Origin of the sequence: Lactobacillus hamsteri DSM 5661 = JCM 6256 (assembly GCF_000615445.1) — a bacterium.
In the GTDB taxonomy this organism is placed as follows: domain Bacteria; phylum Bacillota; class Bacilli; order Lactobacillales; family Lactobacillaceae; genus Lactobacillus; species Lactobacillus hamsteri.
Genome location: NZ_BALY01000042.1, coordinates 1 through 11,045 on the forward strand (window position 1 = coordinate 1; position 11,045 = coordinate 11,045).

Sequence of the window (11,045 nt, forward strand, 5' to 3'; positions counted from 1 at the left end):
GTCGTGAGCAAGGACGTTGACAAAATTCAATCAAGTAGTACAATTATTTTCAGCTTAAGATATGCTTTTTAAAATTAGATTTCAAAGAGAGAGTCGATTGGTGAGAAAGACTTAGTCGATTTTAGAAAGTGCTCCTTTAAGTGTTCATAAATTAAGAATAATTAAGAGGTAACAAACACTGTTGCAATCAAGGTGGTACCGCGTGCCGAAGCGTCCTTGTTATAGCAATAGTGTTTTTTATTTTGTTTTAGGGAGATAAAAATGAAGAAACTAACAAGTTCAGAGTTTCGTCAAATGTTCTTAGACTTCTTCAAAGAACATGGCCACATGATTATGCCAAGTGCATCACTTATTCCACAAGATGACCCAACTCTTCTTTGGATTAACTCCGGTGTTGCTACAATGAAGAAATATTTCGATGGTTCAGTTGTTCCTAAGAACCACCGTATCACTAGTTCTCAAAAGTCAATTAGAACTAACGATATTGAAAACGTTGGTAAAACTGCTCGTCACCAAACTTTCTTTGAAATGCTTGGTAACTTTTCAGTAGGTGACTACTTCAGAGATGAAGCTATTCCTTGGGCTTGGGAATTCTTAACTAGTCCTAAGTGGTTAGGTTTGGATAAAGATAAGCTTTATTGTACTGTTTATCCAAAAGACGTTGACTCACAAAAGGTTTGGGAAAAAGCAGGTATGCCTAAGGACCATATCGTTAAGTTAGAAGATAACTTCTGGGATATTGGTGAAGGTCCATGTGGTCCTGATACTGAAATTTTCTATGATCGTGGTCAAGAAAACAATGACGTTGCTGAAGACGATCCAGAAAACTTCCCAGGTGGTGAAAATGCTCGTTACCTTGAAATTTGGAACATCGTATTTTCACAATACAACCACTTGCCAAATGGCAAATACGTAGATCAACCACATAAGAATATCGATACTGGTATGGGTCTTGAACGTGTTCTTTCAATTTTGCAAGATGCACCAACTAACTTTGAAACTGACTTGTTCTTGCCAATTATTCACGCAACTGAAAAGATGACTGATGGTAAGAAGTATGGCGTAAACAAAGAAGATACAACTGCATTCAAGATTATTGCTGACCACGTTCGTGCTGTAAGTTTTGCTATTGCTGACGGTGCTCTTCCATCAAATAATGGTCGTGGCTATGTTCTTCGTCGTTTAATTCGTCGTGCTGACTTGAATGGTCAACGTTTGGGCATTAAGGGTGCATTCCTTTACAAGCTTGTTCCAGTTGTTGGTGAAATTATGCAAAGTCACTATCCAGAAGTTATGGATCAAAGAGGCTTTATTGAAAATGTTATTCAAAATGAAGAAGAACGTTTCCAAGCAACTCTTGATTCAGGTTTAACTTTGCTTGATGAATTAATTGAAAAAGCTAAGAAGTCAGATGACAAGACTATTTCTGGTAAAGATGCCTTTAAGTTGTTTGATACTTACGGTTTCCCATATGAATTAACTTTTGAATCAGCTCAAGATGCTGGCTTAAAGGTTGACAAGAAGGGCTTCGATGCTGAAATGGAAGCTCAAAAAGAACGTGCACGTAAGGCTCGTGGCGATCTTCAATCAATGGGTAAGCAAGACGTAACCTTGATGAATATTAAGGATAAGTCAGAATTTGAATACGGTGTTTACGAAGAACCTCATGCTAAGTTGATTGACATTGTCGTTGATGACAATTTGGTTGATAAGGCTGACGGCGAACATGCAACTTTAGTATTTGATAGGACGCCATTTTACGCTGAACGTGGTGGACAAGTTGCCGATCATGGTGATATTTACAACCAAGATGGTGAATTAGTTGCTAAGGTTATTGATGTTCAACACGCACCAAACGATCAAAACTTGCACTTCGTTGACATTATTTTGCCACTTGAAAAGGGACAAGAATATGTTCTTAAGATTGATCGTGAACGTCGTGAAGGCTTGCGTCACTCTCACTCAGCAACTCACCTTCTTCACTCAGCACTTCGTCAAGTTTTAGGTGAACATACTCACCAAGCTGGTTCTTTGGTAGAACCTGATTACTTAAGATTTGACTTCACTGCTATGGAACCAATGACTCCACGTGAGATTAAGTCTGTTGAAACTTTAGTAAACCAAAAGATTTGGGATGCAATTCAAGTTAAGACTACCATCACTACCCCAGAAGAAGGTGTGAAGATGGGTGCCTTGGCCTTATTTAACGGTAAGTACGGTGATAAAGTTCGTGTTGTTCAAATGAGTGACTTCTCAGCAGAATTCTGTGGTGGTACTCACTGTGCAAACACTAACCAAATTGGTATTTTCAAGATCACTTCAGAATCAGCTATCGGTGCTGGTATGCGTAGAATTGAAGCTGTAACTTCAAAGAAGGCATATGAATACTTAGCTGATCGCTCAAGCTTGCTTGATGAAATCCAAGAAGATGTTAAGGCAACTAAGGCTGACGATATCGTTGAAAAGATTGATAGTCTTGAAAAAGATTTACATGATAGCCAAAAGCAAGTTGAAGAATTAACTACGAAGATTAACCAAGCTAAGGCTGGTCAAATTTTTGACAATGTTCAAAAGGCTGGCGACTTGACTGTTATTGCTGAAATTGCTGATGTTAACGGTATGAATGACTTGCGTGAATTAGCAGATAACTGGAAGAGCAGCAATAAGTCAGATGTGTTAGTATTAGGTGCAGAAAATGATGGTAAAGCTAATATGATTATTAGCTTAAATGACAAGGCACTTGATAAAGGTCTTAAAGCAGGAAACTTGATTAAGAAGGCTGCTCCAATCTTTGGTGGTGGCGGTGGTGGCCGTCCAAACATGGCTCAAGCCGGTGGTAAGAAGCCGGAAGGCTTGCAAGATGCTATCAAGACTGTAATTGATGAAATTTCTCAAAATTAATTAATTGAGTTTAACCTTTTTTTCAAGTAAAATTGTGACAGGAGGAATAATTATGAGTTCGCTAGATAAGACTATGCATTTTGACTTTAATCAAAATAAAGGAAAAAATGTTTATGATACTCTGCAAGATGTTTACAATGCGCTCGAAGAAAAGGGCTATAATCCAATTAACCAGATTGTAGGATACTTACTTTCTGGCGATCCTGCTTATATCCCACGTCATAACGATGCGCGTAATTTGATTCTTAAGCATGAGCGTGATGAAATTATTGAGGAGCTTGTTAAGAGCTACTTAGGTAAAAATAAGTAATGAAAAGACTAATTGGTTTAGATATCGGTTCGAAAACAGTTGGTGTAGCAGTTAGCGATGAATTAGGTATTAGTGCGCAAAGATTAGAGACAATTACAATTGATGAAGATCGTCATAATTTTGGAATAAAATCTTTAAAAAAGATTGTTCGAGAATATGATCCGGAAGCCTTTGTTTTAGGTTTACCTAAAAATATGGACGGAACTTCTGGGCATTCAGTTGAACGCAGTAAAGCTTATGGAAAACGCTTAGAAGATAAATTTGGTCTACCTGTTTATTACGATGATGAACGGTTAACTACTATCGAATCAAGACGTGTTCTTGTTGAAGAAGCAGGAATGCATGATCGTAAAAAACGTAAGGAAATAATTGACCAAATGGCTGCAGTACTTATTTTGCAAAATTATTTAGACTTACACCGAAAGGATTAAAATGGCAGCACAAGTTAATGGTGATGGTGACAAGGACCGTCAAATTACCTTAATCGATGATAAGGGTAATGAAGAATTATACGAAATCTTATTCACTTTCCATTCAGATGATTATGATAAATCTTATGTCTTGCTTTACCCAGCAGCTGTAGGCGACGATGAAGACATTGAAGTCCAAGCGTTTAGCTATGATGCAGATGATGCTGGTGATGTTACAAGCACTGATTTGCATGAGATTACTTCAGATGAAGAATGGGCAATGGTTCAAGGAGTTTTGAATACTTTCTTGGATGATGACCGTTTAAGTGGTGAATAGAAGAGGGACTGGCCTTGGCCAGCCTCTTTTTGTTATAAAGAGAATTAATAAAAAGAAGTTATGAATAAAAAGATTTTAGAAATACTAGAATTTGGTAGGCTTACAAATCAATTGAAAGCTTTGGCAATTACTGCACCTGCTAAGCAAAGGGCAGAAGAATTATTGCCAAGTGGAGATTTTAATAAAGTTCAAAAGCAATTAGATCAAACTTTTGCTTTAGCAAGTATTTTACGTGTAGAGGGCCAACTTCCTTTAACTGATTTTGCGGATGTACGTCCCAGTACCAAACGATTAGGCGTAAAAGCAAATTTGAATGCTAAAGAACTCGGCAATTTATTGCTGGTTCTAACTTTGGCTAATGATATTAATAGTTTTATTGAAACAGTTAATGACAATGACAGCATTAATATTGATGCAATTGATGATATTTTGGATCAATTAGATGTTCCAGTGACTTTATTCCGGGAATTAAAAAAGTCCCTTGATTATGATGGCGAAGTTCTCGATTCGGCTTCTTCTGCCTTAGCTCGTTTGCGTCATGATATGCGCAGCAATGAAGAAGAAATTAAGAATAAGATGGAAGGATACACTAAGGGCAACAGCAGCAAGTATCTTTCTGAAGGAATTGTTACTATTCGTGATGATCGCTACGTTATTCCTGTTAAGCAAGAATATCGTGGCAAATTTGGTGGCGTTGTTCACGATCAAAGTGCTAGTGGTCAAACTCTATTTATTGAGCCAGAAGCAGTTTTAAACTTGAATAATCGCCAGCAAAATCTTCTTGCTCAAGAGCGTCAAGAAATTCATCGTGTTTTGCGTAATTTGTCTGATTTAGCGCGTGAAGAAATTACGCCTTTGAATCAAATTGCTTCTGCATTAACAGAATTGGACTTTTTACAAGCAAAGGCTAAGTTAGCTAAAAAAATGAAGGCTACCCAGCCTAAATTAACAAAAGATCATTCTTTAAATCTTTTAAAAGCACGCCATCCTTTAATTGATCCTGAAAAAGTAGTCCCTAATGATATTAGATTAGGTTCAGATTTTGATACTATGCTTATCACAGGACCGAACACGGGTGGTAAGACTATTACTTTAAAGACAGCAGGCTTGCTTCAGTTAATGGCGCAATCTGGTTTATTCATTCCTGCTGAAGAAGGCAGCAAAGTTGGTGTCTTCAAGCAAGTTTATGCAGATATTGGGGATGAGCAATCAATTGAACAATCCCTCAGTACTTTTTCATCTCATATCAATGATATTGTTGATATTATGAAGAATGTTAACGAAGAAACCTTAGTATTAATCGATGAAATTGGTGCGGGAACGGATCCAGAAGAAGGGGCAAGTTTGGCCATTAGTATTTTGGACTTTTTACGTAAAAAAGATGCCAAAATCATGGTTACAACGCACTATCCAGAACTTAAACTTTATGGATACAATCGTGAACGTACCACTAATGCATCAATGGAATTTGATTTAAAGACTTTGTCACCAACTTACCGTTTACAAATTGGAATTCCTGGACACAGTAATGCCTTTGCGATTGCGCGCCGATTAGGGATGCGCGAAGATGTTGTTAAGAATGCTCAAGGTTTAATGAAGGATACTGATTCTGGAATTAATAAGATGATTGAGCGTTTGAATGAACAAACTAAGGCAGCAACTAGTGCACGCAATCGCTTGGAAACCAGCCTTGATCGTAGCCAAAAGTTAGAAGAAAAATTGCAAGAAGCCCTCGATTGGTATAACCAACGTGTTCAAAAGCAGCTCGATTTTGCCCAAGAGCGTGCCAACGAAGTGGTGGCTAAAAGACGTAAAAAAGCTGATAAGATTATTCAAGAACTTGAAAATCAGCAAAAGAATGGTGCTTTAATTCAAGAAAATAAAATTATTGATGCAAAAGGACAACTTAATAAATTACAACGTCAAGCTGATAATTTAGCCCATAATAAGGTCTTACAGCGTGAAAAACGTCGTCATCGTGTAAGTGTGGGGGATAAGGTGAAAGTCCTTTCTTACGGCCAAACTGGGATAATTACTAAAAAACTCACAGAGCATGAATATGAAGTTCAAATGGGAATTATTAAAGTTAAAGTTAGTGATCGTGATGTGGAGAAGATTGAAAGCAAAAATACGCAAAAGAAACAATCTCCAGTTAGAGCAACTAGCGGTACTTTAAGAAGAAATAATGCTCACAGTGAACTTGATTTACGTGGTCAGCGTTATGAAGAAGCAATGACTAATTTAGATCGTTATATTGATTCTGTTTTGCTTGCCGGCCTAGAATATGTAACTATTATTCACGGTATCGGTACAGGAGCTATTCGTAAGGGCGTTTGGCAATATTTGCGTAGCAGCAATCATGTTAAGAGCTTTAACTATGCACCGGCAAACGAAGGTGGAAACGGTGCAACAATTGTTAGATTAAAGTAAGCAATTAACTTGTAAAAAGTAAGCGGCACTGATATAGTATCAGTATAAGCAAAACAAATAGATATTTTTGAAAGAGGTAAAAGCAATGGTTGATGCAATCACTGATCAAACTTTTGATGAAGAAACTAAAGATGGCGTTGTTTTAACAGATTTTTGGGCAACTTGGTGTGGTCCATGCAAGATGCAATCACCAGTTATTGATCAATTGGCCGAAGAACGTCAAGATGTTAAATTTACTAAGATGGATGTTGATCAAAATCAAGATACTGCAAAGAAGTTAGGAATTATGGCTATTCCAACTTTGCTTATTAAGAAAGATGGCAATATCGTTGATCGTTTGACTGGTTACACTCCAAAAGAAAAACTTAGTCAAATTTTGGACCAATACACTGACTAATAAAAATATTAGGCAAAGAAAAACACCTGCATCTGCAGGTGTTTTTTATATTTAAATTTGTTTTTGTCTTTCTTCTAAAAGATCACGAATATCTTTTAAGTAATCTTCAGCAGTTGGAATTGTTGCTTCTTCTTTCTTTTCACGACGTGTAATTTTGTTGATTGCTTTAACGATAAGAAAGACAACGAAAGCAATAATTAAGAAATTGATGATTGAATTAATGAAAGCACCATACTTAAAAGTAGCATCGCCAACCTTTAAAACCAAGTTTGAAAGGTCGATTTTTCCGATAAATAATCCAATTAATGGATTGATAAGGTTGGTAACAAGTGATTTAACAATTGAAGTAAAAGCTGCACCAATGATTACACCGACAGCTAGATCAATGACGTTACCACGGGCGATAAATTCCTTGAATTCTTTAATCATGGTAAATCTCCTATATATAAAATCTATACTTTTTATATTAAATATACAGGAACTATCTTAATTTAGCTATTTTAATGCTTATGAATTAACCGAAACGGGCAAGGATTTGGACCTTTTTTTCTTTATCTAAAATTGTAATTTCACTTTCAGTGCTGCGATCAGTTTCTTTTTGAACAACTTCTGCAATCATTCCACTTTCGATTGAAAATTCTTTGCTGTCACTATTTAAACGATCAACAATATTTTGACCGCTTAATTCAAAAGTAATCGATGAACGTCTTTCTTTTACTTTAGTCAAAGTGCCAAATTCTGCAGTTTCAAAGAATTCTACGAGATCATCAAAAGAAGATAAGGCATAATGACGAGCAATTCTTTTACCAGCCCAGTATAAGATTGCATTATTATCATCGCCTAAAATTTCTGGTAATAAAAAATCTCTATAAAGTTGATTTAAAAAATAAACGTGTTCGTTAGTTTGATTATTATCTTGCATAAGTTTCATCCCTTTTATTCTTTTTTATTTTACCGTAAACTAGTAGGAGTAGAAAATAAAATTTTTCTTTAGGAGTGTGGATTTTTATGGATAATCGTCCAATCGGACTGCTAGATTCAGGAGATGGCGGTTTTAGCGTTGTAAAAAAAGTAATAAAAAAGTTGCCAGGCGAATCAACTATTTTTATCGGTGATAATGCTCATATGCCTTATGGTGATAAGAGCAAAGACGAAGTTATTGAATTAACGCGTCGCAGTGTTAATTTCTTGTTAAGCAAAAATGTTAAGTTGATTATTTTCGCATGTAACACTGCAACTGCGGTTGCTATGCCAACTATTCAAAAAGAAATTGATCAACAAATTATCGGAGTGATTCAATCTGGAAGTTTAGCAGCCGCTAGAACAACAGAAAATAAAAAAGTAGCCGTTGCAGCAACGCCAGTTACGATTGCTACTCATGCTTATAAAAAAGAGATTCAATATCGTGACCCTAATATTGAAGTTACTGAATTAGCAGCTCCTAAATTGGCACCATTAGTTGAGGCAATGGAAGACTACGATACTAATTTAAAGGTAGTTAAGGAAAGTTTAGAACCACTTAAAGGGAAAGAATTCGATACATTTGTTTTGGGATGTACGCATTATCCATTAATTCAAAAAGAATTTGAAGCTCTTCTTCCAGATAACGTTGAAATTGTTGATCCAGCAGATCAGGTTGCTCAATACACTTATAATGTAATGCGCCGCGATGATTTGTTTGCAATTCCTGATAGCGTTCCAAAGCATGAATATTACACAACGGGTAATGTTGAAAGTTTTGAAAAAATGGGTCGTTCATTCTTAGGGGATGAAAGCTTGACTGCAAAACATGTAGATACGGAGAACATGTAATGGTTAAAGAAATTTTATTTGCGACGAGCAATCAAGGGAAAGTTAGAGAGCTTAAAGAAGCATTTAAACAAGCGGGAGTCAATCTTGATATTAAGACCAATGCCGATTTAGATAATCCACCACATCCGATCGAATCAGGGAAGACTTTTGAAGCAAATGCTAAAATCAAGGCTCATGAATTAGCAGACTTTTCAGGCCTGCCAACTATTGCAGATGATTCGGGATTAATGGTCGATAAATTAAATGGTGCTCCAGGCGTTAGATCAGCTCGTTATGCTGGCGAGGCTCATAATGATGCCCATAATAATGCTAAGCTTTTGACAGAATTAGGCGGAGTTCCTCAAGAAGAGAGAACAGCAAAGTTTAATACAACGATTGTAGTTTCTATGCCTAATCATTTTGATAAAGATTTAGTCGTTTCTGGTCAATGTGAGGGAGAAATTATGCCTGGCCCACGTGGAGAAGATGGTTTTGGCTATGATCCTTTGTTTTATGTTCCTGAAAAGAAAAAGACTTTTGCTGAAATGACTACTGATGAAAAGAATGAAATCTCACATCGTGGTCGTGCTGTTAAAAAATTGCTAAAAGAGTTGCCTGCTTGGCTTGCTCAATTTGAAAGTTAAAGTAAAGAAAAAAAGCTGGGTTGTCCCAGCTTTTTAATTTGTTTTTGTAGTAATAGTTGTAGGCTTTTCAGCGAATTTAACGTTATTTTCTTGTAGAGCGTGAATATAATGACTTAGGTAAATGTTTCGAACGCTGCTTTCTTTTCCAGGCTTAACTTTGAAAAAGACATTAAAAGTAACATTATGACCATTTTGGGCGGTAACACCGGTGATTGTTGGCCCAGAGACAATTGTTTTTCTTTCTGGCTTAACCTCGCCGTTAACTTTTTTGATAATTTCATTTATTTTATCAAAATCATTGTCGGTATCTAATTCTAAGTTAACATTTAAACTCATTGCATTATGAGCTAAGTTTTGTACGACAGAAATACTGCGGTTAGGAACGTAAATAATGCTGCCGTCAGACGCTTTTAAACGAGTTGTTCTTAAGCCAAGTTGAATGACTGTACCAATTTGTGAATCAATAGCTACCGTGTCACCAACGTCAAATTGATCTTCGCTCAAAATAAAAAATCCGTTAACCAAATCGCTTACGAATCCTTGGGCACCCATACCTAAAGCTAAAGAGAAGATTCCGGCACTGGCAAGCAAAGTCCCAACAGGAACACCGATAATTGATAAAACACCAAAAAGGTAAAAGAAAATAACTGTATATTGAAATACGCTATTTATTAAAGCCGTAATTGTTCGCGTACGTTTGTTTTTAGGTTTAGCCCGTTTAGACGATAAATAGCGGTTAATAATTTTTTTACCAAAATGAGATATTAGGTAAAAAATCAAAGTCGTTAAAAATAATTGCCAAATAACTGTCAATAAATTCTCACTCAATTTATCCCAATTAATTGAGAAAGTTTTATGATCAATATGAAATGATGATAAAGACGGAGTTTTCATTTTTATTCCTTTCAAAAAAGCTTATCTCTATATTAACAAAGTTACATAATTATTGAGAATAAAGTGTTTTCATGCTAGACTTTTTTTAGATGTAATATTGTCGGAGGTAAAAAATGGTAATTTCTTATGGTGCTTTAGCAGGTTTAATTGCTGCGATTGCGTTTGTAGTTTTAGTGCTTTTTACAATTCCGATGCTTGTTCATACAGCTAAGGCTTTAAAAGAAGTCAATGAGACTATGCAAACAACAAATAAATCAATTCAGCAAATTTCTACTGATGTTGATGGTTTGATGAAGCAAAGTAGTGATTTATTAGATAAGACTAATGATCTTTTGGCTGATGTTAATGGTAAGATGAAAACAATCGATCCTGTTGTTAAGGCAGCTGCTGATTTGGGAGAAAGCGTTCAAGAAATTAATGCTTCTTCTAAGAAGATGGCTAAGCGTTTTAACAGCGCACGCTCAGTTCGTACAGGCGTTCTTTCATCTGTTCTTACAACAGTATTAGCTAGACGTAAGCGTCGAAATGGTGAAGATTAATATAATAAAAGGAGGACTTCCATATGAGTAAGTTTACAAGCTTTTTAATTGGTGCAGTTGCCGGAGCTGCAGCTGGATTTGTTGCTGGTTCATTATTAGTTGATGATGATCAACTTGATGATGTTAAAAAGAAGATTCAAGACAACGATAAGCTTCAAGATTTGAAGAAGAAATACGATAACGGTACAGAAATCGTTAAGAATCAATTGGCTTCATTCCCTAAGAATGTTGAAGATGATTCAGAACTTAAGGACTTTGATGATATTGTTATTGATGATTCAAAGGAAAATAATGTTAGTTCAGATGATAATGCAGAAGAAACTGTAGATGATTTGAACAAGGCAGAAAAAGATGATGATACTTCATCAATGCCAGAATAGTAAACATTAAAG

General features: G+C 36.0%; 13 protein-coding genes. 10 read left to right on the plus strand and 3 right to left on the minus strand.

What is annotated here, in order from left to right; all coding sequences use genetic code 11:
- Nucleotides 1-261: 261 nt before the first annotated feature.
- The 6 genes from alaS (at nucleotide 262) to trxA (ending at nucleotide 6,785) form a co-directional block, all read left to right on the plus strand.
- Nucleotides 262-2,901, plus strand: coding sequence for an alanine--tRNA ligase (gene alaS / locus JCM6256_RS08480; protein WP_025081263.1), 2,640 nt, complete (start codon nucleotides 262-264; stop codon nucleotides 2,899-2,901).
- Nucleotides 2,902-2,953: 52 nt separating this feature from the next.
- On the plus strand, nucleotides 2,954-3,211 hold the full coding sequence (locus JCM6256_RS08485) for an IreB family regulatory phosphoprotein (protein ID WP_003549189.1): 258 nt from the start codon (nucleotides 2,954-2,956) through the stop codon (nucleotides 3,209-3,211).
- The gene (gene ruvX / locus JCM6256_RS08490; RefSeq protein WP_025081264.1) at nucleotides 3,211-3,642 is read left to right on the plus strand and encodes a Holliday junction resolvase RuvX; all 432 of its coding nucleotides are present in this window, start codon (nucleotides 3,211-3,213) and stop codon (nucleotides 3,640-3,642) included. Before JCM6256_RS08485 ends, ruvX begins: the two co-directional genes overlap by 1 nt.
- 1 nt (nucleotide 3,643) lies before the next feature.
- Nucleotides 3,644-3,958: a DUF1292 domain-containing protein gene (locus JCM6256_RS08495; RefSeq protein ID WP_025081265.1), complete on the plus strand. Its 315-nt coding sequence runs from the start codon at nucleotides 3,644-3,646 to the stop codon at nucleotides 3,956-3,958.
- Nucleotides 3,959-4,018: 60 nt separating this feature from the next.
- Nucleotides 4,019-6,388: an endonuclease MutS2 gene (locus tag JCM6256_RS08500; RefSeq protein WP_025081266.1), complete on the plus strand. Its 2,370-nt coding sequence runs from the start codon at nucleotides 4,019-4,021 to the stop codon at nucleotides 6,386-6,388.
- A gap of 85 nt (nucleotides 6,389-6,473) precedes the next feature.
- Nucleotides 6,474-6,785, plus strand: a complete 312-nt coding sequence (gene trxA, locus JCM6256_RS08505) for a thioredoxin (protein ID WP_025081267.1) — start codon at nucleotides 6,474-6,476, stop codon at nucleotides 6,783-6,785.
- Nucleotides 6,786-6,836: 51 nt separating this feature from the next.
- On the opposite strand, the gene mscL is transcribed toward trxA, so the two are convergent.
- Nucleotides 6,837-7,214: a large-conductance mechanosensitive channel protein MscL gene (gene mscL / locus JCM6256_RS08510; protein WP_025081268.1), complete on the minus strand. Its 378-nt coding sequence runs from the start codon at nucleotides 7,212-7,214 to the stop codon at nucleotides 6,837-6,839.
- 85 nt (nucleotides 7,215-7,299) lie between these two features.
- Complete coding sequence (locus JCM6256_RS08515; RefSeq protein ID WP_081778558.1) at nucleotides 7,300-7,707, minus strand: YslB family protein; 408 nt, start codon at nucleotides 7,705-7,707, stop codon at nucleotides 7,300-7,302.
- 86 nt (nucleotides 7,708-7,793) lie between these two features.
- On the opposite strand from JCM6256_RS08515, the gene murI reads away from it, so the two are divergent.
- Nucleotides 7,794-8,597: a glutamate racemase gene (gene murI, locus JCM6256_RS08520; RefSeq protein ID WP_025081270.1), complete on the plus strand. Its 804-nt coding sequence runs from the start codon at nucleotides 7,794-7,796 to the stop codon at nucleotides 8,595-8,597.
- On the plus strand, nucleotides 8,597-9,220 hold the full coding sequence (locus JCM6256_RS08525; RefSeq protein ID WP_025081271.1) for an XTP/dITP diphosphatase: 624 nt from the start codon (nucleotides 8,597-8,599) through the stop codon (nucleotides 9,218-9,220). Before murI ends, JCM6256_RS08525 begins: the two co-directional genes overlap by 1 nt.
- A 33-nt stretch (nucleotides 9,221-9,253) precedes the next feature.
- Here JCM6256_RS08525 and JCM6256_RS08530 read toward each other — a convergent pair whose 3' ends face one another.
- Nucleotides 9,254-10,114, minus strand: a complete 861-nt coding sequence (locus JCM6256_RS08530) for a mechanosensitive ion channel family protein (RefSeq protein WP_025081272.1) — start codon at nucleotides 10,112-10,114, stop codon at nucleotides 9,254-9,256.
- Nucleotides 10,115-10,227: 113 nt separating this feature from the next.
- Between JCM6256_RS08530 and JCM6256_RS08535 the strand changes: the two genes are divergently transcribed.
- Complete coding sequence (locus JCM6256_RS08535; protein WP_025081273.1) at nucleotides 10,228-10,653, plus strand: DUF948 domain-containing protein; 426 nt, start codon at nucleotides 10,228-10,230, stop codon at nucleotides 10,651-10,653.
- A gap of 23 nt (nucleotides 10,654-10,676) precedes the next feature.
- On the plus strand, nucleotides 10,677-11,033 hold the full coding sequence (locus JCM6256_RS08540; RefSeq protein ID WP_025081274.1) for a hypothetical protein: 357 nt from the start codon (nucleotides 10,677-10,679) through the stop codon (nucleotides 11,031-11,033).
- The last annotated feature ends 12 nt before the right edge of the window (nucleotides 11,034-11,045 follow it).